We start from the raw sequence: 22,919 nt of genomic DNA on the forward strand, positions 1-22,919 counted from the left end.
TTCACCCCAAGAAGGAGACACCGTGCCTGAGCAGACCCCGATCGGACCCGTCGACTCGTCGAGGGTGCCCCGGTTCGCCGGGTTCGCGACCTTCGCGAGGCTGCCGCGGCTCGATCAGGTCGAGCGCGCCGACGTCGCCGTCGTCGGGGTGCCGTTCGACGCCGGGGTGTCCTACCGCCCCGGCGCGCGCTTCGGCCCCTCCGCGCTCCGTGAGGCCAGCCGGCTCCTTCGCCCGTATCACCCGGAACTCGACGTTTCACCGTTCGCCGAGACGCAGGTCGTCGACGCCGGCGACATCGCGCTCAACCCGTTCAACATCGGCGAGGCGATCGAGACCCTGCAGGACGAGGCCGAGGCGCTGACCGCGGGCGGGACGCGGCTGGTGACCGTCGGCGGCGACCACACGATCGCGCTGCCGCTGCTGCGGGCGGCCGCGAAGAAGCACGGTCCGGTGGCGCTGCTGCATTTCGACGCGCACCTCGACACCTGGGACACCTACTTCGGCGAGCCATACACGCACGGCACCCCGTTCCGGCGGGCGTCCGAGGAAGGCCTCCTCGACACCGAAGCGCTGTCCCACGTCGGCACCCGCGGCCCGCTGTACGGCAAGCGTGACCTGGAGGAGGACCGCCGCCTCGGCTTCGGCATCGTCACCTCCGGCGACGTCATGCGCCGCGGCGTCGCCGAGACGGTCGACGCGCTGCGCCAGCGCATCGGCGGCCGCCCGCTCTACATCTCGGTCGACATCGACGTGCTCGACCCGGCGCACGCGCCCGGCACCGGCACCCCCGAAGCGGGCGGGATGACCAGCCGCGAACTGCTGGAGATCCTGCGCGGGCTGCGCGACTGCAACCTCATCGGAGCGGATGTCGTCGAGCTGGCCCCGGCTTACGATCATGCCGAGATCACCGCCATCGCGGCTTCCCACGTCGCCTACGACCTGGTGAGCCTGCTCAGTTTGGGGAAGGGCGCATGACCAGCACTGAACGGATAGGCGGCGACGTAGTCGTCGAAACCCTCCACGCGCTCGGCGCGGACACCGTGTTCGGCCTGCCCGGCCAGCACGCCCTCGGCCTGTTCGAAGCGCTGCGGCGCACGGACGACCTGCGCGTGATCAGCTCGCGGGTGGAGAACAACCTGGCGTTCGCGGCCGACGGGCACGCCCGTGCCCGGCTCGCGGCGGACCCCGAAGGCCCAGTCCCGGTGACACCGATGATCGTGTCGACCGGCCCCGGCGCGCTGCTGACTTTGGCTTCCCTGCAGGAATCCCGGGCGGCGTCGGTCCCGGTGCTCGGGATCTCCAGCCAGGTCCCGGTCGCCGGGCTCGGCGGCGGACGGCACGGCTACCTGCACGAACTGCCCGATCAGCAGGCCAGCTTCGCGGGCGTGGTGAAGTCGGTGCACGTGGTGCGCACCGTCAGCCAGATCCCGACGGCGCTGCGCGAGGCGTGGGAATCGGCGGCGACAGCGCCGTACGGCCCGGTGTGGGTCGAGATCCCGCAGGACATCCTGCTGGCGCCGACGGATCTGCCCCGGATCACCTCGGTGACGGCACGGCCCGCGCCGCTCGCGCCCTTGCCGGAACTCGTCACCGAAGCCGCGAATCTCCTTGGTACCGCGAAGAAGCCGGTGATCCTCGCCGGTGGTGGCGCGCTGCGCTCGGGCGCGCAGGCGGAGCTGAAGGCCCTCGCGGAGGCGTTGCGCGCGCCGGTGCTGTCGACGTTCGGCGGCAAGGGCGTCTTCGGCTGGGATCACGAACTCTCCGGGCGGTCCTGGCTCGAGGACTGGCACAGCACCGAGTTCCTGTCGGACGCGGACGTGCTGCTGGTGCTGGGTTCCGGGCTCGGCGAGCTGTCCAGCAACTACCGCGAGTTCGCCCCGCGCGGCCGGATGATCCAGGTCGAGGCCGATCTCGGGAAACTGGAGTCGAACTACCCGGCGCTGGGCATCCACGCCGACGTCCGGCTCGCCCTGCAGGCACTGCTGGAGCAGGTGCCGTTCCGCCAGTCCGACGGCGTCGCCGAAGCCGCGGTGGCGGACCTGCTGGCCAAGGTGCGCGAACGCCTCGACAGCCAGCCCCTCGAAGCCGAGCGGAAGCTCATCGACGACATCCGCGCGGCGGTGCCCGAAGGCACGCAGACGTTCTGGGACATGACGATCGCGGCCTACTGGGCCTGGTCGGCGTGGAACCCCGAGGGCGCGCCGATCCACACCGCGCAGGGCGCGGGCGGGCTCGGCTACGGCCTGCCCGGCGCGCTCGGCGGCGCCGCGGCGACCGGCGGCCCGGTGCTCGCGGTGTCCGGCGACGGCGGCGCGATGTATGGCATCGCGGAACTGGCCACGGCGGTCCAGCACGGGCTGGACGTCACGTGGCTCGTCATCGACGACGGCGGCTACGGCATCCTGCGCGAGTACCTGACGGGCACCTTCGGCCAGTCCACCGCCACCGAACTCGCGCGGCCCGATTTCGCCGCGCTGGCGAAGTCGTTCGGCGTCAGCGCCACCGTGTCCTCTTTGGACACCATCGGGAAGGACCTGGCCGAGGCGCTGGGCACACCCGGCCCGTCGGTGGTCGTCCTTCCCGCGTGTCTGAAGATGTTCGAGCCGACCCACCTGGAGAAGAAATGACTCAGGTCCTCAATTTCGTCGACGGCGCCGAGGTAGCGGCGGCGGGCTCGCAGACGCTCGACCTGGTGGACCCCGCCACCGGCGAGGTCTTCGGCACCAGCGTCCTGTCCGAGCAGTCCGATGTGGACACCGCGCTGGCCGCCGCCGAGCGGGCGTTCAAGGTGTGGCGCAAGAGCACGCCCGCCCGGCGTCAGCTCGCACTGCTGAAGATCGCCGACGCGGTGGAGGCTCGCGCGGAGGAGTTCGCCGAGCTTGAAATCCGTGAGACCGGCAAGATCCGCGCCGTCGTGCTGGACGAGGAGATCCCGGAGTGCGTCAGCGCGCTGCGGTTCTTCGCCGGCGCGGCGCGGCAACTCGAAGGCACCGCGTCCGGCGAATACCTGGAGGGGCACACGTCGGCGATCCGCCGTGAACCGGTCGGCGTCTGCGCGCAGATCGCGCCGTGGAACTACCCGCTGATGATGGGTGTCTGGAAGATCGCCCCGGCGCTGGCGGCGGGCAACACCGTCGTGCTGAAGCCCGCGGAGACCACGCCGTCGACGGCCGTGCTGTTGGCGAAGGTCGCGGCGGAGTTCTTGCCGCAGGGCGCCTTCAACGTGCTGTGCGGCGACCGCGACACCGGCCGCGCGCTGGTGAAGCACCCGATCACCGAACTGGTGTCGATCACCGGGTCGACCCGCGCGGGCATCGACGTCGCCACCGTCGCGGCGGCCGACCTCAAACGCACGCACCTGGAACTCGGCGGGAACGCGCCGCTGCTGGTCTTCGGCGACGTGAACCTCGCCGAGGCGGCCGAGGGCATCGTCGGCGCGGCGTTCTACAACGCCGGGCAGGACTGCACCGCGGGCAGCCGGGTGCTGGTGGACGCAGCGATCCACGACGAGTTCGTCACGGAACTGACCAAGGCCGCCGCCGCGCAGAAGCCCGGCGCGGACTTCGGCCCGCTCAACAGCGAGGCGCAGTTCGCCCGGGTCCGCGGGCTCGTCGAGCGGCTGCCGTCGCACGCCCGCGTGGAGACCGGCGGATCGCCCGCCGGTGACCGCGGATTCTACTTCTCCCCCACCGTGATCTCCGGCCTGAAGCAGGACGACGAGATCGTGCAGGAGGAGGTCTTCGGCCCGGTCATCACCGTCCAGTCCTTTGTGGACGAGGATGAGGCGGTGCGCCTGGCCAACGGCGTCCCGTACGGGCTGGCGTCGTCGATCTGGACTCTCGACCTGTCACGCGCGACCCGCGTTTCGGGCGAACTCGACTTCGGCTGCGTCTGGGTCAACACCCACGGGCCGCTGGTCTCGGAAATGCCCCATGGCGGCTTCGGGCACTCGGGTCACGGGAAGGACCTCTCGTCCTACTCCTTCGCCGAGTACACCCGCGTCAAGCACGTCATGACCCGCTTCGCCTGAAGCTTTAGCCGGAGGTCCCCATGGGTGGCAAGGTCACCGAAGTCGAGCAACACGGCATCGCGCCGATCCCGCCGGAGGAACAGACTTCGCGGCCGCGTGACCTGTTCCGGATGGCGTTCGGCGGCGCGAACACCTTCGCCACCATCATCCTCGGGACCCTCCCGATCGCCTTCGGCCTGAGCTTCCGGGCGGCGGTGGCGGCCACCGTCGCGGGCGTGGTCGTCGGCGCGCTGGTGCTCTCGCCGATGTCGTTGTTCGGCCCGCTCACCCGGACCAACAACGCGGTCTCCTCCGGCGCGCACTTCGGCGTCGTCGGCCGCTGTGTCGGCTCCTTCCTCTCTCTGCTGACGGCGATCACGTTCTTCGCCATCTCGGTCTGGGTGAGCGGCGACGCCGTCGCCGGTGCGGCACAACGGCTTTTCGGCTTCGACGGCGGCGAAGTGCTGCGCGGCGTCGCGTACGGCGTCATCGCGATCGCGACGCTGGTGGTGTGCATCTACGGTTACCGGTTCATGCTGCTGGTGAACCGGGTCGCCGTGGTGCTGGGCACGGCGATCATGCTGCTCGGGATCATCGCCTACGGTGGCACGTTCGACCCCGGTTTCGCCGGCACCGGCACCTACGCGCTCGGCGACTTCTGGCCGACCTGGATCCTCGCCGCGCTCACCACGATGGCGAACCCGATCTCGTTCGGTGCGTTCCTCGGCGACTGGACGCGCTACATCCCCGCACGCCACAGCCGCCGTTCCCTGCTGGCCGCGCCGTTCCTGGCGCAGGTGGCGACGTTGCTGCCGTTCGGGTTCGGCATCGCCACCGCGACGCTGGTCGCGGATCCGGCCGACTACATCACCGGCCTGACCGCGATCTCCCCGCTCTGGTACGCGATCCCGCTGATCGTGGTCGCGCTGATCGGCGGGCTGTCGACAGGCACGACGTCGCTCTACGGGACCGGGCTGGACTTCAGTTCGATCTTCGTGAAGCTGAGCCGGGTCCAGGCGACGCTCTTGATCGGCTCGCTCAGTGTCGTGTTCATCTTCGTCGGTAATTTCGTGCTGGACATGGTCTCCAGCATCAACGCCTTCGCCACGCTGATCGTGCTGTGCACGTCGCCGTGGATGGTGATCATGATGATCGGGTTCGTGCTGCGGCGCGGGTTCTACGACCCGGACGATCTTCAGGTGTTCAACCAGGGCCGCAAAGGCGGGCGCTACTGGTTCACCCGCGGGGTGAACTGGCGCGCGATGGCCGCGTGCATCCCGGCGACGACGCTGGGCCTGCTGACCGCCAACACCCCGATGATCGCCGGGCCGTTCAAGGACATCGCGGGCGGTGTCGACGTCAGCATGGTGGTGACGCTGTGCACGGCGGCGATCGCGTATCCGGTGCTGGTGAAACTCTTCCCCGAACCACAAGAGGTTTACGCGTACGCGGAGCCCATCGCGGTCTAGGCGAAGCGGCGCAACGCCCCGAGGAACAGCGCGTCGAAGGCGCGGTCCGGGAGCACCCGGCGCACGAACAGGATCGGCTTCGCCCCGAGTCCCGCGGCGTAGCGAGTCTTCGGGCGCCGGGCCTGGACCGCCTTCAGGATGACGTCGGCGATCACCTTCGGGTGGGAGCCGCGCGCGGCCTGGTCGAAGAACTTGGCCAGCGCCTTGGCCTGCGGTGCGTAGGCGGTATCGCCCGAGGTCTTGAGCAGGTTCTCGACCGCGATGCCGCCCCATTCGGTCTTGATGGCGCCGGGCTCGATCACCACGACGTCGATGCCGAACGGCTTGAGTTCCAGCCGCAGCGAGTCGCTCAGGCCTTCGACCGCGAACTTGGTCGAGTGGTACCAGCCGCCGAGCGGTTCGTAGATCTTGCCGCCGATCGACGAGACGTTCACGATCTTGCCGGAGCCCTGGGCGCGCATATGCGGCGTGGTCAGCTGGACGAGCCGCGCGAGGCCGAAGAGGTTGACCTCGAACTGGTACTTCCCTTCCGAGAGCGGAACGTCCTCGAAGGCGCCGTACGAGCCGTAGCCCGCGTTGTTGACCAGGACGTCGATGCGGCCGGACTCCTCGATGATCCGCTCGACGCCCGAGACCATCGACGCGTCGTCGGTGACGTCCATCTCGAGGACCTTGATGCCGCGTTCGGCGAGTCCCGCCATCCGCTCGACCCGCCTCGCGGCGCCGTAGACCGTGTAGCCCGCGTCCCGTAGCGCGAGGGCGGTGGCTTCGCCGATTCCCGCGGAAGCGCCCGTGACCAGTGCGACCTTCATGTCCCTGCTCCTAACTAACTGGTTGGTTGCCAACTCAGGTTGCCACGGACCTGGACTAGCTGTCAACCAACCAGTTAGTTAGACTGGGTCACATGGTCAGGGACAAGGAAGCGACCAAACGGAAGCTGCTGGACGCGGCGACGACCGAGTTCGCGACGTACGGCATCGCGGGCGCACGGGTGGATCGCATCGCGAAGAACGCCGGCGCCAACAAGGCACTGATCTACGCCTACTTCTGCAGCAAGGAGTACCTCTTCGAGACGGTCGTGCAGGAACAGGTGGACGCGGCGATCAAATCGGTCCCGATCACGCCCGACGATCTGCCCGGCTACGCGGGACGGCTGTTCGACCGGTACCAGGACCACCCCGAGGTCCTGCGGCTCATGGGCTGGCTGCGGCTGGAGAACGGCTTCGACGCCGCGCCCGAAGCCGAGGTCCGGGCACATGCGGACAAGGTCGCCGCGATCCGGGAGGCGCAGCGTGCGGGCACCGTGCCGGACCACTTCGACGCCGCGGAACTGCTGAGTCTCGTCGTGCATCTGTCGATCCTGGGGTTCTCCTCCCCCGCCGCGACCCGTGACCTCGTCGTCCGCTCGGTCGCGCGGCTCACGGGAACCTGAGACGGTTTTCGCGCGACCACTGGGTATCTACCTGGGAGGTCGTCTTGCAACGCCGAACTTTTCTGCGTGCTTCAGCCTTGTCCGCCGGTCTGGCGGGCGTCACCGCCCCCGCCGCCACGGCAGCGTCCCCGTTGCGGGTACAGATCCTGATGTTCGACGGCGTGGAGGAACAGGATTTCATCGCGCCCGTCGAAGTGCTCGGGCTGGCGGGGAAACTCACCGGCGGCGCCGTGGTCTCGTCACTCGTGGGGATACGGCCGGGTTCGGTGCGCTGTACCTACGGCACTGTCGTCGAAGTCCCGCGCGCCTGGTCACCCGGCGAGGCCGACGTCCTCGTGGTTCCCGGCGGCGGCTACACCGACCGGAATGGGCCCGGGGTTCACCGGCTCAACGCGGATCAGGGTTTCCTGCGCCGCCTCGCCGCGTCGCGGGCGCTGCCGGTCGGGATCTGCACCGGGACGATGGTGCTTTCCGCGGCGGGCCTGACGAAGGGCCGCAACGCGACGACGCACAATGGCGCGAAGGCCGATCTGGCCGCGCAGGGCGCGAAGGTGATCGACGCGCGTGTCGTCGACGACGGCGACCTGGTCACCGGCGGCGGGATCACCGCGGGGCTTGAGGTTTCGCTCTGGCTCGTGGAGCGCTTCTTGGGCGCGAAGGCGGCTCAGCGGGCCGAAGTGGTGCTGGAGTACGAGCGGCGAGGCACCGTCTGGCGGGCCTAGCGCGTGCAATGAAAGGGTCGTTCAGGACGAAAAGTGTCCTGAACGACCCTTTCATGACATACGGGAAGAGGGAGCCGCGGACGTCAGCGGCGCGTGTCCTCCGGCGCCGGCGTCCGGCTGGACAGCTTCGCCGACCACTCGGTCACCCGCCGCGCCACGTCCTGCGCGGTGAGCCCGATGCGGGCCAGCACCTCCTCGCGGGAGCCGTGGTCGTGGAACACCTGCGGCACCGCGAGGTCGCGCATCGGCACGTCGCATTCGGCGTCGCGGAACAACGCGGCCAGCGCGGACCCGAAACCACCGTGGCGGCCGCTGTCCTCGACGGTCACGACGAGCTTGTGCTGCTCGGCCAGCGCGACCAGTTCGGCGGGCGCCGGGACGACCCAGCGCGGGTCCACCACGGTCACGCCGATGCCCTGGTCGGCCAGCCTGTCCGCGACGGCGAGCCCGAGCGTCGCGAACGCGCCGACGGCGACGAGCAGCACGTCGGCGTCACCGGCGGGTTTGCGCAGCACGTCCACCACGCCGACGCGCTCGACGGCGGGCACGGAGTCGATCACGCCGCCCTTGGAGAACCGCAGTGCCGTCGGCCCGTCCTCGACAGCCACGGCCTCGCGCAGTTCCTCGCGCAGCGTGCCGGCGTCGCGCGGCGCGGCGACCCGCATGCCCGGCACCATGCCGAGCAGCGACAGGTCCCACATGCCGTGGTGGCTCGGCCCGTCCGGCCCGGTGATGCCCGCCCGGTCCAGCACCAGCGTCACCGGCTGACGGTGCAGCGCGACGTCCATCAGGAGCTGGTCGAAAGCCCGGTTCAGGAACGTCGAGTAGACGGCGACGACAGGGTGCTTGCCGCCCATCGCGAGACCGGCGGCCGAGGTCACCGCGTGCTGTTCGGCGATACCGACGTCGTACCAGCGATCGGGGTACGCCTCCGCGAACTTGTGCAGCCCCGTCGAACGCAGCATGGCCGCCGTGATCGCGACGACGTCTTCGCGATCGGCGCCGATCTTGACCAGTTCGTCGGCGAACACACCGGTCCAGCTCGGGCCCTTGACCGGCGGCAGCCCGGTTTCCGGGTCGATCGGGTCGGTCTGGTGCATCTGGTCGGCCTGGTTGGTCACCGCGGGCTCGTAACCGTGCCCCTTCTCGGTGACCACGTGCACGATGACCGCGCCGCCGAAGTCGCGGGCGCTCTGGAACGCCTTCTCCAGCGCGACGAGGTCGTGCCCGTCGACCGGGCCGAGGTACTTCAGGCCGAGGTCGGAGAACATCATCTGCGGGCTCAGCGCGTCCTTGAGCCCGGCCTTCGCCGCGTGCAGCGCCGCGTAGATCGGCTTGCCGACGATGGGCGTGTGCCGGAGCAGTTCCTTGCCGCGGTCCAGCACGCGCTCGTAGCCCGGCTTGAGCCGCAGCGACGCGAGGTGGTCCGCGACGCCGCCGATGGTCGGCGAGTACGAGCGGCCGTTGTCGTTGATGACGAGGACGACCGGACGCCGCGGGTTCGCGGCGATGTTGTTGAGCGCCTCCCAGCACATGCCGCCGGTCAGCGCGCCGTCGCCGACGACCGCGATCGCGTGCCTGCCGCCACCGCCGAGTTCGAACGCCTTCGCCAGACCATCCACATAGGACAGAGCGGTCGACGCGTGGCTGTTCTCGACGAGGTCATGCTCGCTCTCGCCTCGCGCCGGGTACCCGGTGAGGCCGCCGAGCTGGCGCAGCTTGTCGAAGCCGTCATGACGGCCGGTGACGATCTTGTGCACGTACGCCTGGTGGCCGACATCCCACACGATGGCGTCGTCCGGCGAGTCGAAGACCCGGTGCAGCGCCATCGTCAGCTCGACCACACCCAGGTTCGGGCCGAGGTGACCACCGGCGAGCCGCACCTTCTCGACCAGGAAGTCGCGGATCTCCGCGGCCAGCTCGCCGAGCTGCTCCTGGTCCATCCGCTTCAAGTCGGCCGGTCCGTGCACGGACTCGAGCAACGTCACTCTCCCACCTCGCCTGGTTCCTCTTCCGCCGTTCCGGCCAGTCTACGGAGGGCGGCTGAGAGCCTTCCGTCCCCCGCGTCACGGGTCACATGTCAGAAAATCACCACACGGCACCCGACGGTGTGAACATGGTCTCGTTTGCCAAGTAGCGGTCACGTCGGGTGGCCGCGATAATCGCTGATCGACGGTTGAGCTGGAGCCGGTTTTCGGAGGGGCTTGATGGCGGATTTCTTCATCGGTGGCGAATGGGTCGACGCGGTCGGCGGTGGCCGCCGGGAGATCCGCTGTCCCGCCGACGGCTCCCTGGTCGCGGAGGTCGCCGAGGGCACGCGTGAGGACACCGAAGCGGCCATCGCCGCCGCCCGGAAGGCCTTCGACACCGGCCCCTGGCCCCAGACCCCCGCTCCCGAGCGCGGCGACCTGCTGCTGAAGGCCGCCGACCTGCTGGACCGCGACGCCGCGGCCTTCGCCCGCGCCGAGTCGCTCGACACCGGGAAACGGCAGGTCGAGAGCGAATACGACATGGCCGACATCGCCGCGTGCCTGCGCTATTTCGGCAAGCTCGCCGCGAACGACGCCGGCCGCGTGGTCGACACCGGCAACCCGGACGCGTTCAGCCGGATCGTGCACGAGCCGGTAGGTGTCTGCGGGCTGATCACGCCGTGGAACTACCCGCTGCTGCAGACCATCTGGAAGGTCGCCCCCGCGCTCGCGGCGGGCAACACCTTCGTCCTCAAGCCCAGCGAGCTGACCCCGCACACCTCGATCATGCTGATGAAGCTGCTGACCGAGGCCGGGCTCCCCGATGGCGTCGCGAACCTGGTGCTCGGCGCCGGCGCGCAGGCCGGGGCGCCGCTGTCCGAGCATCCGGACGTCGACCTCGTCTCGTTCACCGGCGGCCTCGCGACCGGCAAGGTCATCGCCGCCTCCGCCGCCGCCACGATCAAGAAGGTCGCGCTGGAACTGGGCGGCAAGAACCCGAACGTCGTCTTCGCCGACTCGGACTTCGACACCGCCGTCGACTACGCGCTGACCGCGGTCTTCCTGCACTCCGGGCAGGTCTGCTCGGCGGGCGCGCGGCTGATCGTCCAGGAGGAGTGGCACGACGAGTTCGTCGACGAACTCGTCCGGCGCGCCGAATTGATCCGACTGGGTGGACCTTTCGACCCGAAGGCTGAAACCGGTCCTTTGATCTCGGCCGCCCATTTGGAAAAAATCGAACGGTACGTCGCCGCGGCCCTGGAAGAGGGCGCCGTCCTGCGCACCGGCGGCAAACGCCCCGACGATCGCGAACTCGCGAAGGGGCACTACTACCTGCCGACCATCCTCGACAACGTGAAGCAGGGCAGCAGCGCCGTCGTCGACGAATCGTTCGGCCCGGTGCTCACCGTCGAGACCTTCACCGACGAGGACGACGCCGTCCGCATCGCCAACGACACGCACTACGGCCTCGCGGGCGCGGTGTTCACCTCCGACGCCTCGCGCGCGCAGCGGGTCGCGAACCGGCTGCGGCACGGCACGATCTGGATCAACGACTTCCACCCGTACCTGCCACAGGCGGAATGGGGCGGCTACAAGCAGTCCGGCTTCGGGCGTGAGCTCGGCCCGACCGGGCTCGCCGAGTACGTGGAGGCGAAGCACATCTACCAGAACCTCCGTCCCGCACCACAGCGCTGGTTCTCCGGGGAGCCGGCCGCAGCCAACTAAAGATGGGAAATGCCGATGAGCGCTCCTTCCGATGACGGCCTGGCCGGTTTCGGCTACAAACAGGAACTCGAAAGAACACTCGGCAACTTCCACACCTTCGCCGCCGGGATCAGCTACATCTCGATCCTGACCGGCACTTTCCAGCTGTTCTACTTCGGCTTCAGCTTCGGCGGGCCCGCCTACTGGTGGTCGTGGCCGATGGTGTTCGTCGGCCAGCTGATGGTCGCGCTGTCCTTCGCCGAACTGGCCGCGCACTACCCGGTCGCCGGCTCGATCTACAACTGGTCGAAACGGCTCGGCAGCCCGCACGTGGCCTGGCTGGCCGGATGGATGATGCTGACCGCCTCGATCGTCAGCATCGCGGCCGTCGCGCTGGCGTACCAGATCACGCTCCCCCAGATCTCGTCGTTCTTCTCCTTCTCCGGCGACAGCGCGGTGAACGCGGTCATCCTCGGCACCATCCTGATCCTGTTCACCACGCTGGTGAACGCCTGGGGCGTGAAGCTGATGGCGCGGATCAACAGCGCCGGGGTGTTCATCGAACTGGTCGCCGCGGTCCTGCTGATCGTCGCGCTCGCGGTGAACATCACGCGTGGCCCCGAGGTCGTCATGCAGACCAACAACACCGGCGCCGACCAGCCCTGGGGCTACTTCGGGGCGTTCCTGGTCGCGTCGCTCGCGTCGACCTATGTCATGTACGGCTTCGACACCGCGAGCTCGCTCGGCGAGGAGAGCCACGACCCGCGCAAGAACGCGCCCAAGGCGATCCTGCGCGCGCTGATCGCGTCGTTCATCATCGGCGGGCTCATCCTGCTGCTGGCGCTGATGGCCGTGGGCGACATCAACGATCCGCAGATCGCCACCGGCGGCCTGCAGTTCATCGTCCTCGACGTGTTCGGCAGCACCGTCGGCACGATCTTCCTGCTGGCCGTGGTCATCGCGATCACCGTCTGCAACCTGGCCGTGCAGTCGGCGGCGATCCGGATGATGTTCGCGATGGGGCGCGACAACAACCTGCCCGCCGGGAAGCATCTGGCGCGGGTCTCGCCGAAGACGAAGACGCCCGTGATCCCCGCGATCGTGTCCGGCGTGATCGCGGTGCTGATCCTGGTGGTCAACGTCGGCCAGCCGCAGATCTTCACGGTGATCACCAGCATCGGCATCATCATGATCTACCTGGCGTACCTGCTGGTCACCATCCCGATGCTGGTCAAGCGGTTCCGCGGGCAGTGGCCACCGCCGAAGGTGGCGGGCGCAAAGTACTTCTCCCTCGGCAAGCTCGGGCTGCCGGTCAACATCGTCGGCGTGCTGTGGGGCGGCGCGATCGTGGTGAACCTGGCGTGGCCGCGGCGCGAGGTCTACAACGCGACCGAGCCGTATCACTGGTACCTCGAATGGGGGGCCGTGCTGTTCGTCGGCGCGGTGGCGGTCGTCGGTTTCGCGTATTACTGGTTCGTCCTGCGGCACAAGAGCGGCGTCCTGGCCGATCACGCCGCGGAAGCACATCCCGAGGAGGCAGCACAGTGACCGGAGAGTTCGACTACATCGTCGTCGGCGGCGGGACGGCGGGTTCGGTGGTCGCGGCGAGACTCTCGGAAGACCCGGACGTCACCGTGGCGCTCCTGGAGGCCGGACCGTCCGATGTGGACGATCCGGCGGTGCTCGAACTGACGAAGTGGATGGGCCTGCTGGAATCCGGCTACGACTGGGACTACCTGGTCGAACCGCAGGACTCCGGGAACTCCTTCCTGCGCCACGCCCGCGCCCGGGTGCTCGGCGGGTGCTCGTCGCACAACTCGTGCATCGCGTTCTGGGCGCCCGCCGAGGATCTCGACGAATGGTCGTCGCTCGGCCTGCCCGGCTGGTCGGCCAAGGACGTCTTCCCGCTGTACAAGCGTCTTGAGACCAACGACGGACCCGGCGAGCACCACGGCCGCTCCGGTCCGGTGACCATCCGCTCGGTGCCGCCGAACGACCCGACCGGCGTCGCGCTGCTGCAGGCGTGCGAGCAGGCGGGCATCCCGAGGACGGAGTTCAACTCCGGCAAGACCGTGACGCACGGCGCGAACTGGTTCCAGATCAACGCGCGCGAAGACGGCACGCGATCGTCCGCTTCGGTGTCCTACCTGCACCCGATCATCGGCAAGCGGCCGAATCTGGAGATCATCACCGGCGCCCGGGTCCGGCGGCTGCTGTTCGACGGCAAACGCTGCACCGGCGCGGAATACCTGGCCGACGACCTGATCCACGGCGTGAAGCTGCGCGCGCGGCGCGAGGTCATCCTGTCCTCGGGCGCGATCGACACGCCGAAACTCCTGATGCTGTCCGGAATCGGCCCCGCCGAGCATCTTCGTGAGGTCGGGGTGGACGTGCTGGTGGACTCCCCCGGCGTCGGCGAGAACCTGCAGGATCACCCGGAAGGTGTCATCCAGTGGGACGCGCTGCAGCCGATGACCACCGAGTCCACGCAATGGTGGGAAATCGGCATCTTCACCAGCACGGAAGAAGGACTCGACCGGCCGGACCTGATGTTCCACTACGGTTCCGTGCCGTTCGACATGAACACCCTGCGGCACGGCTACCCGACGACGGAGAACGGCTTCTGCCTGACCCCGAACGTCACCCGCTCGCGGTCGACCGGCACCGTGCGGCTGCGCAGCCGCGACTACCGGGACAAGCCGAAGGTGGACCCGCGCTACTTCAGCGATCCGCATGACATGCGCGTGATGACCTACGGCATCAAACTGGCCCGCAAGATCGCCGAACAGCCCGCCCTGGACGAATGGGCCGGGATCGAGCTGGCGCCCGGCAAGGACGTCAAGACCGACGACGAGATCGCGGACTACATGCGCAAGACGCACAACACGGTCTATCACCCCTCGTGCACCGCGAAGATGGGCGGCGACAACGACCCGTCGGCCGTACTGGACGCCCGGCTGCGCGTGCGCGGCGTCGAAGGCCTTCGGGTCGCCGACGGTTCGGCGATGCCGTTCCTGGTCGCGGTGAACCCGTGCATCACGACGATGGCGATCGGCGAGAAGTGCGCGGACATGCTCAAGGAGGACGCGCGCTCCTAGAGTTCGCTTGAGAAGGCCCCCTGGCTTCGGTCAGGGGGCCTTCTCTTTGCCCGAAAATCAGTGGAGCGGTCCCTCCGGCGCCATTACCGTGCTGCCGGACCACGTCGTCGAGCCGAAAGCCTGCCGTTGTACACCCTGTGAGACCCCCCGAGCGCTGATTTCGTCGCGCGTCGCATCTCTGCGCCGCGCTTCCTTTTGCTGCGGACTTTCTCACTGAAACGGGTGTACTCCTGTGCTCGAAAACTGGGTGGTCGTACCCACCTGCCTGCCTCTGGTCCGGCGCCGTTGCCACGTCTGCGCGTCCGACCGGTTCCGGGCGAACGGCAAATTCCGCGTCAACGCCAACCACAAACTCATCGACGTCTGGCTCCTCGTGCGCTGTGTCGCGTGCGGGGACACCGCGAAGCTCACGATCCTGGAGCGGGTGAACGTGCGCTCCGTCCGGCCCGAACTTCTGAACCGGTTGCACGAGAACGACCTCGGCCTGGCCGCCGAACTGCTCCAGGACCCTGACGTGCGGCGCCGTAACCGGGTCGCCCTCGATTGGGACAGTGCCTGGCGGCTCGAGACCGACTCCTCGTGTCACCGGGACTTTCGTGACGTCTCGGTGCGGTTCGCGGCTCGGATTCCGGTCCGGCCGGTGCGGCTGATCGCCGAAGGTTGCGGTCTTTCGCGGGGCGAGGTCGAGAGACTGATCGATGAAGGGAGGGTGGTTTCGGCGGTCCGGTTGAGGGGGAAGCTCTCCGGCGACTTCAGCTTCACGCTCAAACGGTGAGGCTTTGCGCTACGTTACGACCTTCGCGGCTCTTGAGCGGCGGGTTCGGTTCTCTTGAGGGGTAAGGGGAAAGGTGTCATTCAGGGCGAACGGGCCGAGTCGGTCAAGTGGGTCGTGAGTGGCAAGTGTCGTCCTAACGGCACTTGCCACTCACGACCCACCCGACCACGCCCTCGCCGCCGCCTCATGCCTCCTGCGGTGAAGGGCCCCTTCAGCTCGCGCCCGACCGCCGAAAGTGCGTGAAAGTCCCTGTCACGAAAAGAAAAACTTGCCTCCCGTGAGCCACCAGGCGCACTCTTGATCTTGTGTTCATGCCCATCGCCTTCGCGGTGGCGGGCGCCGGATCGGCGCTCGCCACGCGCTCCTGCCTGCGCCGGGCGGGAGCGCCGGTGACGGCTTGGACGGCCGTCCTCGCGGCGGCGGCGCTCGTCGCGGTCTGGCTGAGGTATCAAGCCGGGGCCTGGCCGTCGTGGTGGCTCGCGGTCCCGGCCGTCCTGACCGTCTTCGCGGTCCCGCTGGCGCTCGCCGACCTCAAGTACCGCCGCCTGCCCGACATCCTGACCCTGCCCGCGTACCCGGCGCTGGCCGCCGCCCTGGCGGTCGCCGCGTCCGGGGGAGGGGTCGGCATCGCGTGGCGGGCCGTGCTCGGCGCGCTGGTCTTCGGCGGGGCGCACGCGCTCGTCCACGCGCTGTCGCCGCGCTCGCTCGGCGCCGGGGACGTGAAGCTCGCCGGCAGCCTCGGCGCGGTCCTCGCCGCGACGGGCTGGCCGTCGGTCGTGCTCGGCGCCGTCGCCGCGGCGCTACTGAGCGTGGCGCTCGCGGTGGGCGGGCCCCGGCATCCCGCGGTGCCGCACGGGCCCGGTCTCCTGGTCGCGGCGTGGGCGCTCGCCGTCTTCGCCGGACCTGGTCCGGGATAGCCCGGCCTGTCCTGGGACGGAGAGGAGGTTGTGACAGGATCTGTCAGGTGTTGCGCTGGATAACCGCAGGGGAATCGCACGGACCCGCCCTCGCCGCCATCCTGGAAGGGATGCCCGCCGGGGTCGAGGTCACCACCGCCGAGGTGAGCGAGCAGCTCGCGCGACGGAGGCTCGGCTTCGGCCGCAGCCCCCGGATGGGCTTCGAGACCGACCACATCGAGTTCACCGGCGGTGTCCGGCACGGGCTCACCCAGGGTGGCCCTGTCGCGGTCCAGATCGAGAACGCCGAGTGGCCCAAGTGGGAGAAGGTCATGTCGGCCGATCCCGTGCCCGCCGAGGAGCTGGAAGGCCTGGCGCGCAACGAGCCGCTGACCCGTCCCCGGCCCGGCCACGCGGATCTGCCCGGGATGCAGAAGTACGGCTTCCCCGAGGCCCGTCCGGTGCTGGAGCGCGCGAGCGCCCGCGAGACGGCGTCCCGCACGGCGCTCGGCACGGTGGCCCGCGCGTACCTCAAGCAGCTGCTCGGGGTCGAGATCGTCAGCCACGTCGTGTCCATCGGCGGTGCTTCGGCGCCGGAGGGCCCGCTGCCCGTGGCGTCGGACCTGCCCGCCATCGACGAGAGCCCGGTCCGGGCCTTCGGCCAGGAGGGGACCGACGCGATGGTCGCCGAGGTCGACGCCGTGCGGAAGGCGGGTGACACCGTCGGCGGCGTGATCGAGGTGATCGCCTACGGCCTGCCGCCGGGCCTCGGCTCGCACGTCCACTGGGACCGCAGGCTCGACGCCCGCCTCGCCGGCGCGCTCATGGGCGTCCAGGCGATGAAGGGCGTGGAGGTCGGCGACGGCTTCACCACGGCCAAGCGCTGGGGCAGCCAGGCTCACGACGAGATCGACCGCGGCACCGGTCCGGTCGGGGTGACCCGCCGGTCCAACCGCGCGGGCGGGCTCGAAGGCGGCATCACCAACGGCGAGCCGCTGCGCGTGCGCGTCGCCATGAAGCCGATTTCGACCGTCCCCAAAGCACTGTCCACTGTGGATGTCACGACCGGCGAACCCGCGGTCGCCATCCACCAGCGTTCCGACGTCTGCGCGGTGCCCCGCGCCGGTGTCGTGCTTGAGTCGGTGGTCGCGCTGATCCTCGCGGACGCCGCCCTGGAGAAGTTCGGCGGCGACTCGCTGGTCGAGGGCAAGCGCAACGCCGAGGCCTACCTGAAGGCGCTCGAGGAGCGCTGGTGACTCCTCGCGCGGTGATCATCGGGCCGCCGGGCTCGGGCAAGAGCACGGTCGGCCCGGCGTTCGCCGCCGCCTTGGGGCTCGCCTTCCGCGACAGCGACGAAGACATCGTCGCCAGTGCGGGCAAGCCCATCACCGACATCTTCGCGGACGAGGGCGAGCCCGCCTTCCGCGCGCTGGAAGAGGAGATGGTCGCGAAGGCGCTGGCCGAGCACGACGGCGTCCTCTCCCTGGGCGGGGGAGCGCCGATCACTCCCGGCACCCGGGAGCGGCTGGCCGGGCACACGGTGGTCTTCCTCAACGTCGGGATGGCCGCGGGCGTTCAACGAGCCGGGCTCTCGACGGCGCGCCCGCTGCTGGCCGGGGTGAACCCCCGCGCCACCTACAAGGCGCTCCTCGACGCGCGGCTGCCCGTGTACCGCGAGGTGTGCACGTTCGAGATCGAGACCGATCAGCTGACGCCCGACGAGGTCGTCCAGGCCGCCCTCATCGGGCTGGCCGAGATCAGCAAGGAACGAGCATGAAGCGCACCATCGCCGGCGTTCTCCTCGCCGTCGTGACCTTGACCCTGACGGCCTGTGGCGAGGAGAAGCAGCCCGCGGGCGCCGACGTCATCCAGACCGGCGCCGCGACCAGTGGCGCTCCCGCCTCGGCGGCGCCCGAAACGGACGTCGCGGCGGACGTCAAGGTCACCAAATGCGACAGCGGCGGCTACACGCCGAAGATCACCATCGAGGTCACCAACAGCACGGGTGAGGACGCGCGCTACGCCGTCACCATCGCGATCAAGGACGCCGACGGCAAGGCCTCCGGTGAGGCGCTGTTCGCGAAGAACCGGATGACCCCCGGCCAGAAGGTGACCGAAGAGATCCCGGGCGACACCCCGGTCAAGGGCAAGATCACCTGCGAGGTCGCCAGGGCCAAGCGGCTTCCGCCGAAGTGAGGGAAACGATGACCGAGCCGGTCCGCATCACCGTCAACACCGCCAAGCCGTACGACGTCGTCGTCGGCCGCGGCCTGCTGGGCGAGCTCACCGAGCAGCTCGCCGACGCCTCCAAGGTCGCGCTGATCCATCCGCCGACGCTGACGACCACCGCCGAGGCGATCCGCGACGAACTGGCCGAGGCCGGGATCGACGCGCACCGGGTCGAGATCCCCGACGCCGAAGACGGCAAGGCGCTCACCGTCGCCAGCTTCTGCTGGGAGGTCCTGGGCCGTATCGGCCTCGACCGTCAGGGGGTGGTCGTCGGACTCGGCGGCGGCGCCGTGACCGACCTGGCCGGCTTCGTCGCCGCGACCTGGATGCGCGGCGTCCGCCTGGTCAACGTGCCCACCACGCTGCTGGGCATGGTCGACGCCTCGCTCGGCGGGAAGACCGGCATCAACACCGAGGCCGGCAAGAACCTCGTGGGCGTCTTCCACGAGCCGAGCGCCGTCCTGGTCGACCTCTCGACGCTGGAAACGTTGCCGCCCAACGAACTCGTCGCCGGGATGGCCGAGGTCGTCAAGGCCGGGTTCATCGCGGACCCGCGCATCCTCGAACTCATCGAGCAGGACCCGGCCGCCGCGCTGGACACCACCGGCGAGGTCATCGGCGAGCTGGTCCGCCGCTCGATCCAGATCAAGGCCGACGTCGTCGCGGCGGACCTGCGCGAGTCGGACCTGCGCGAGATCCTCAACTACGGCCACACCCTCGCCCACGCCATCGAACGCCGCGAGAAGTACCGGTGGCGCCACGGCGCGGCGGTCAGCGTCGGCCTGGTGTTCGCCGCCGAACTCGCCCGCCTGGCCGGCCGTCTCGACGACGCCACCGCGGAGCGGCACACGTCGGTGCTCAAGCTCCTGGGCCTGCCGACCACCTACGACCCGGACGCGCTCCCGCACCTGCTGGAGACGATGAAGGGCGACAAGAAGACGCGGTCCGGTGTGCTGCGCTTCGTCGTCCTCGACGGGCTCGCGAAACCCGGCAGGCTGGAAGGCCCCGACCCGTCGCTGCTCGCGGCGGCGTACTCGGTGGTGGCCGGCGAGGCCCCCAAGGCGGGCGGGAGCGTGCTGCTGTGAAGGTGCTCGTCCTCAACGGTCCCAACCTCGGCAGGCTCGGCCTGCGCGAACCGGGGATCTACGGTTCAGCGACCCACGCCGACCTGGTGTCGGCCTGCGTCGACACCGGGAAGGAACTCGGGATCGACGTCGAGGTCCGCCAGACCGACCACGAGGGCGAGATGGTCGGCTGGCTGCACGAAGCCGCCGACGCCGGCTGGCCGGTGGTGCTCAACGCGGCCGCGTGGACGCACTACTCGATCGCGGTCCGGGACGCCGCCGCCCAGCTCAAGGCGCCCTTGATCGAGCTGCACATCTCCAATGTGCACAAACGCGAGCAGTTCCGGCACCACAGTGTGCTGTCGGACATCGCCACCGCGGTCATCGCCGGGCTCGGGGTCGACGGTTACCCCCTGGCCCTGCGCTGGATGGCCACGAACGCGGCATGAACAACCCGCCCGAGATCACGACCGCGAGGCTGCGGCTGCGCGCGCTGACCGAGGCCGACACCGAGGCGATCGTCAAGCTCTTCGCCGACCCGGAGATGAGCGCGCATTTCGCGGTTCCCCTGACCGAGCCGGACCTGGTCCGCGAGATGGTCGGCCGCAGGCTGTCCTACGACGGACCGGCGGGGATGGGGCACTGGACGATCGAACGCGACAGCGAGGTCATCGGCCTCGCGCATCTGCGGCCGTCGGCGGAATTGCCGGGCGACGTCCCGGAGATCGGCTATTACCTGTCGCGTGCGCACGGCGGGCAGGGGTTGGCGACCGAGGCGGCGCGTGCCCTGCTGGAGCACGGGCTCGTCGGGCTCGGGCTGTCGTCGGTGTGGGCACTGGTCGGCGAGTCCAATGTGGCCAGTCAGAACCTGGTGCGGCGCTTGGGCTTCCTCGACGTCGGCGGTGGTGACCACTACGGCAGCGGTCCGCATCGCGTGTTCGTCGCGCTGCCTTCGGACCACGGTCGCGCGCACCACATCGAACTGTGGGTGCCGGATCTCGCCCGCGCGGAGGAGAGCTGGGGCTGGCTCCTCGGCGAACTCGGCTGGCGCGAGTTCCAGCGCTGGCCCGCCGGAGTCAGCTGGAAGCACGGCGCGACGTACCTCGTCGTCGAGCGCTCTCCCGCGCTCAGTGGCGAAAAGCACGAGCGGACCGCGCCGGGTTTGAACCATCTCGCCCTGCACGTCGAGTCCCGCGATCGGGTGAACGAACTGGCTTCGAAAGCGCTCGAACACGGCTGGTCGGCGATGTTCGCGGACAAGTTTCCGTATGCGGGGGGTGATCACCACTACGCCGCCTACCTCGAAAACACCGATGGCTTCGAAGTGGAATTGGTCGCCCTACCGGGTACTGACGTCACCCGGCTGGGGTAAGTCTCGCTACACTCGGCCATCATGCGCCTTTTTCGTGGGGGTCGGCGACCCGCCCGTGTCGTGGTGGCCCTCCTGGCGGCTGGCGCGGTCCTCATGGCGTGCAGCGACGGGAATGTGCAGTCCCAGGCCGACGGCAAGAGCGGCGGGATCGGCGGAGCCCCGCCCCCCAAGGAAAAGCCGCGGCCGATGGACGTCGAGCTCGCGACGAGTGATCCCAGGGCCAGCGGCGGCGTGGTGGGCGCGGGCGATCAGGACGCGGTCTACAACTACAGCCCGACCGTGATGCGGGACGGCGGCAAACTCAAGATGTGGTGGTGCAGCCAGTACGGCAGCGCCCAGCCGCCCGGCGACGATGTCCTCTACGCGCAGTCGCCGTCTGTCGACGGCCCCTTCACCGGTCCGTCCGGTGGCGGCCCGGAGGCGGTGTTCTCCGGCGCGCCCGGCGGTTTCGACGGGATGCACACCTGCGACCCGTCGGTGATCAAGGTCGGCTCGACCTACTACATGTACTACACCGGCGCGGCGGGCGATCACGCGCTCGGCAACTCGATCGGGCTCGCCACCAGCCCGGACGGGCTCAAATGGACCCGGGCGGCGGGTGGGCTGCCCATCATCGGGCCCTCGCACGACGTGCACCGCGCCAACAACGTCTACGGCGCCGGACAGCCCTCGGCGGTGTACCTCGACGGCTGGTTCTACGTGCTGTTCACCGACACCACGGCCAAGGCCGCCGGGTGGAACGGCGCTGGGCAGTTCCTGCTGCGCGCCAAGGACGCGGCGTTCACCCAGGGCGTGGAGACGCTGGGGGAGCAGGGCTTCGTCGCCAAGCCCACCACGATCTCGCCGCGCACGCGCTCGCTGGTCGACGGGTTCAGCACCGACCTGATGTGGGTCGGCGCGCTCGACGCGTTCGTGATCGCGCACGAGACCGACACCGGCACCACGCTCACCTTCTGGACCAGGGACTTCTCCGCGCAGCCGTACCGGCCGTCGATCATCCCCGGCGTCTGGAAGGAAGGCCCCGGCCTGGTCCGGCGGCCCGACGGCCACGCGCCGCTCACCTCGGGCGACGTCTGCGACAGGGTCCCGTTCGACGTCGTCCGCGCCACGGTCATCGGTGGCGCGGGGGCGCCGACCGACCTCAAACACTTCGGCCTGGACGTGCGCGGTTCGCGGGCCTGCGACGGCGACGCCCGGATCAAGACCACGTTCGAAGGCGTCGCGATGCCGTCGCCGCAGCGGACCATCGACCTGGTGGCCGGCGGCACCCTGGTGCGGGTCGACCGGCGCTCGGTGGCGTCGGCGCTCGCGGGCGAGGTGCTGGACCAGCGGCTCAAGGTCGTCGACAAGTTCCCGCAGGCCGCGCGCCTGAGCGCCGGGGCGAAAATGGTGCGCGCACCGGGCCGCGGATTCGGCGTGGTGCTCGGCGGCAAGCTCTACGCCGTGCCGGACGCGGGCGCCGCGGCGCTGAACGACTCGACGGTCGAGGAGATCAGCGATCAGGCCTGGGACGGCTTCCCGGCCGGTTTCCCGCTCGCGGGCTGATCTTCCTCTTCTTCGTCGTCCTCGGCGGGTGCCTTCTTGGCGATCAGTCCGCCGACGAACAGGCCGAGCCCGGCCGGGATCAGCACCAACAGGGCCGAGAAGGCGGCGCCGCCGGTGAGCGCGCCGCCGAGCTCCGAGGCGCCGGTCTGGTCGACGAACACCGCGCGGCCGATCACGTACAGCACGCCCGAGACCGGGCCGGCGATCAGCGCCGCGATGAACCAGTTCCTGCCGCGTTCGGGTTTGCCCTGCCAGGCGTCCACGGCGCCCCAGCCCGCCGCCGCGCCGACCAGCACGGCGAGGGCGAGCGAGGTGAAGAGGGACTTGTCGGTGGGGTTGAAGACCTCGTACTTGGCCAGCACGGTGACGGCCGCGCCGTGCAGCAGCGCCATCACGAGTCCACGAGTCAGCCACGGTGCCATTGGGGAAGCTTAACTCGCCAGTAGCGACCGGTGGTCGCTGCGGCCCGCGGCTTGTGCTGAGTGCGCGAGGGGGCCTTCACGTGCTGCGAGAGGGAAGGGTGGCGGTGGGGGGTGGGTCGGGGTGGTCGTGAGTGGCAAGTGTCGTTCTAACCCCACTTGCCACTCACGAGGACTGGACCGCCGGGTGCCACAGGCGGCGCAACCAGTCGGC

21 protein-coding genes are annotated in these 22,919 nt (G+C 69.6%); 18 read left to right on the plus strand and 3 right to left on the minus strand.

What is annotated here, in order from left to right; translation table 11 throughout:
• Positions 1-22 precede the first annotated feature (22 nt).
• The 4 genes from speB to ACZ6YV_RS37055 are packed head-to-tail and all read left to right on the plus strand — an operon-like array spanning position 23 to position 5,479.
• Positions 23-976 (plus strand): agmatinase, encoded by a 954-nt coding sequence (gene speB, locus ACZ6YV_RS37040; RefSeq protein ID WP_378237667.1) that lies wholly within the window; start codon positions 23-25, stop codon positions 974-976.
• On the plus strand, positions 973-2,628 hold the full coding sequence (locus ACZ6YV_RS37045; RefSeq protein ID WP_465514050.1) for a thiamine pyrophosphate-binding protein: 1,656 nt from the start codon (positions 973-975) through the stop codon (positions 2,626-2,628). The genes speB and ACZ6YV_RS37045 overlap by 4 nt, the downstream gene beginning before the upstream one ends.
• Positions 2,625-4,031 (plus strand): aminobutyraldehyde dehydrogenase, encoded by a 1,407-nt coding sequence (locus ACZ6YV_RS37050; protein ID WP_465514051.1) that lies wholly within the window; start codon positions 2,625-2,627, stop codon positions 4,029-4,031. The genes ACZ6YV_RS37045 and ACZ6YV_RS37050 overlap by 4 nt, the downstream gene beginning before the upstream one ends.
• Positions 4,032-4,051: 20 nt before the next feature.
• Positions 4,052-5,479, plus strand: coding sequence for a purine-cytosine permease family protein (locus ACZ6YV_RS37055; protein ID WP_465514052.1), 1,428 nt, complete (start codon positions 4,052-4,054; stop codon positions 5,477-5,479).
• Here ACZ6YV_RS37055 and ACZ6YV_RS37060 read toward each other — a convergent pair.
• Positions 5,476-6,291, minus strand: a complete 816-nt coding sequence (locus ACZ6YV_RS37060; RefSeq protein ID WP_465514053.1) for an oxidoreductase — start codon at positions 6,289-6,291, stop codon at positions 5,476-5,478. The genes ACZ6YV_RS37055 and ACZ6YV_RS37060 overlap by 4 nt on opposite strands.
• Before the next feature lie 92 nt (positions 6,292-6,383).
• On the opposite strand from ACZ6YV_RS37060, the gene ACZ6YV_RS37065 reads away from it, so the two are divergent.
• Complete coding sequence (locus tag ACZ6YV_RS37065; RefSeq protein ID WP_465514054.1) at positions 6,384-6,911, plus strand: TetR/AcrR family transcriptional regulator; 528 nt, start codon at positions 6,384-6,386, stop codon at positions 6,909-6,911.
• 77 nt (positions 6,912-6,988) lie between these two features.
• Entirely contained in the window at positions 6,989-7,633 is a 645-nt protein-coding gene (locus ACZ6YV_RS37070) for a DJ-1/PfpI family protein (RefSeq protein WP_465514055.1), read from the plus strand.
• An 83-nt stretch (positions 7,634-7,716) separates the two neighbouring features.
• Here ACZ6YV_RS37070 and dxs read toward each other — a convergent pair whose 3' ends face one another.
• Complete coding sequence (gene dxs / locus ACZ6YV_RS37075; protein ID WP_465514056.1) at positions 7,717-9,621, minus strand: 1-deoxy-D-xylulose-5-phosphate synthase; 1,905 nt, start codon at positions 9,619-9,621, stop codon at positions 7,717-7,719.
• 219 nt (positions 9,622-9,840) lie between these two features.
• Here dxs and ACZ6YV_RS37080 point away from each other — a divergent pair, with 219 nt between their 5' ends.
• The 12 genes from ACZ6YV_RS37080 (at position 9,841) to ACZ6YV_RS37135 (ending at position 22,286) form a co-directional block, all read left to right on the plus strand.
• Complete coding sequence (locus ACZ6YV_RS37080; RefSeq protein ID WP_465514057.1) at positions 9,841-11,328, plus strand: aldehyde dehydrogenase family protein; 1,488 nt, start codon at positions 9,841-9,843, stop codon at positions 11,326-11,328.
• Between the two features lie 15 nt (positions 11,329-11,343).
• Complete coding sequence (locus ACZ6YV_RS37085; RefSeq protein ID WP_465514058.1) at positions 11,344-12,855, plus strand: APC family permease; 1,512 nt, start codon at positions 11,344-11,346, stop codon at positions 12,853-12,855.
• Entirely contained in the window at positions 12,852-14,405 is a 1,554-nt protein-coding gene (locus tag ACZ6YV_RS37090) for a GMC family oxidoreductase (protein WP_465514059.1), read from the plus strand. The genes ACZ6YV_RS37085 and ACZ6YV_RS37090 overlap by 4 nt, the downstream gene beginning before the upstream one ends.
• Before the next feature lie 232 nt (positions 14,406-14,637).
• Positions 14,638-15,180 (plus strand): DUF1062 domain-containing protein, encoded by a 543-nt coding sequence (locus ACZ6YV_RS37095; protein ID WP_465514060.1) that lies wholly within the window; start codon positions 14,638-14,640, stop codon positions 15,178-15,180.
• 305 nt (positions 15,181-15,485) lie between these two features.
• Positions 15,486-16,097: a prepilin peptidase gene (locus ACZ6YV_RS37100; protein ID WP_465514061.1), complete on the plus strand. Its 612-nt coding sequence runs from the start codon at positions 15,486-15,488 to the stop codon at positions 16,095-16,097.
• Positions 16,098-16,144: 47 nt separating this feature from the next.
• Positions 16,145-17,332 (plus strand): chorismate synthase, encoded by a 1,188-nt coding sequence (gene aroC, locus ACZ6YV_RS37105; protein WP_465514062.1) that lies wholly within the window; start codon positions 16,145-16,147, stop codon positions 17,330-17,332.
• Positions 17,329-17,853, plus strand: a complete 525-nt coding sequence (locus ACZ6YV_RS37110) for a shikimate kinase (RefSeq protein WP_465514063.1) — start codon at positions 17,329-17,331, stop codon at positions 17,851-17,853. Before aroC ends, ACZ6YV_RS37110 begins: the two co-directional genes overlap by 4 nt.
• The gene (locus tag ACZ6YV_RS37115; protein ID WP_465514064.1) at positions 17,850-18,272 is read left to right on the plus strand and encodes a hypothetical protein; all 423 of its coding nucleotides are present in this window, start codon (positions 17,850-17,852) and stop codon (positions 18,270-18,272) included. The genes ACZ6YV_RS37110 and ACZ6YV_RS37115 overlap by 4 nt, the downstream gene beginning before the upstream one ends.
• Before the next feature lie 8 nt (positions 18,273-18,280).
• A complete protein-coding gene (gene aroB / locus ACZ6YV_RS37120) occupies positions 18,281-19,390 on the plus strand; it encodes a 3-dehydroquinate synthase (protein WP_465514065.1) in 1,110 nt (369 codons plus the stop codon).
• Positions 19,387-19,818, plus strand: coding sequence for a type II 3-dehydroquinate dehydratase (aroQ, locus tag ACZ6YV_RS37125; RefSeq protein WP_465514066.1), 432 nt, complete (start codon positions 19,387-19,389; stop codon positions 19,816-19,818). The genes aroB and aroQ overlap by 4 nt, the downstream gene beginning before the upstream one ends.
• Positions 19,815-20,741 (plus strand): GNAT family N-acetyltransferase, encoded by a 927-nt coding sequence (locus tag ACZ6YV_RS37130; protein ID WP_465514067.1) that lies wholly within the window; start codon positions 19,815-19,817, stop codon positions 20,739-20,741. Before aroQ ends, ACZ6YV_RS37130 begins: the two co-directional genes overlap by 4 nt.
• Positions 20,742-20,801: 60 nt before the next feature.
• Positions 20,802-22,286 (plus strand): beta-xylosidase, encoded by a 1,485-nt coding sequence (locus ACZ6YV_RS37135; RefSeq protein WP_465514068.1) that lies wholly within the window; start codon positions 20,802-20,804, stop codon positions 22,284-22,286.
• Here the strand turns inward: ACZ6YV_RS37135 and ACZ6YV_RS37140 are convergent.
• Entirely contained in the window at positions 22,241-22,678 is a 438-nt protein-coding gene (locus ACZ6YV_RS37140; protein ID WP_465514070.1) for a B-4DMT family transporter, read from the minus strand. The genes ACZ6YV_RS37135 and ACZ6YV_RS37140 overlap by 46 nt on opposite strands.
• Positions 22,679-22,919: the final 241 nt, after the last annotated feature.

It is taken from the genome of Amycolatopsis sp. NPDC102522, assembly GCF_055584485.1.

Excerpts from the sequence above, each read along its gene's own strand:
- ACZ6YV_RS37045 (WP_465514050.1), top strand. The coding sequence starts at position 973 with ATGACCAGCACTGAACGGATAGGCGGCGACGTAGTCGTCGAAACCCTC.
- ACZ6YV_RS37050 (WP_465514051.1), top strand. The coding sequence starts at position 2,625 with ATGACTCAGGTCCTCAATTTCGTCGACGGCGCCGAGGTAGCGGCGGCG.
- ACZ6YV_RS37055 (WP_465514052.1), top strand. The coding sequence starts at position 4,052 with ATGGGTGGCAAGGTCACCGAAGTCGAGCAACACGGCATCGCGCCGATC.
- ACZ6YV_RS37060 (WP_465514053.1), bottom strand. The coding sequence starts at position 6,291 with ATGAAGGTCGCACTGGTCACGGGCGCTTCCGCGGGAATCGGCGAAGCC.
- ACZ6YV_RS37065 (WP_465514054.1), top strand. The coding sequence starts at position 6,384 with ATGGTCAGGGACAAGGAAGCGACCAAACGGAAGCTGCTGGACGCGGCG.
- ACZ6YV_RS37080 (WP_465514057.1), top strand. The coding sequence starts at position 9,841 with ATGGCGGATTTCTTCATCGGTGGCGAATGGGTCGACGCGGTCGGCGGT.
- ACZ6YV_RS37085 (WP_465514058.1), top strand. The coding sequence starts at position 11,344 with ATGAGCGCTCCTTCCGATGACGGCCTGGCCGGTTTCGGCTACAAACAG.
- ACZ6YV_RS37115 (WP_465514064.1), top strand. The coding sequence starts at position 17,850 with ATGAAGCGCACCATCGCCGGCGTTCTCCTCGCCGTCGTGACCTTGACC.
- aroB (WP_465514065.1), top strand. The coding sequence starts at position 18,281 with ATGACCGAGCCGGTCCGCATCACCGTCAACACCGCCAAGCCGTACGAC.
- ACZ6YV_RS37130 (WP_465514067.1), top strand. The coding sequence starts at position 19,815 with ATGAACAACCCGCCCGAGATCACGACCGCGAGGCTGCGGCTGCGCGCG.
- ACZ6YV_RS37140 (WP_465514070.1), bottom strand. The coding sequence starts at position 22,678 with ATGGCGCTGCTGCACGGCGCGGCCGTCACCGTGCTGGCCAAGTACGAG.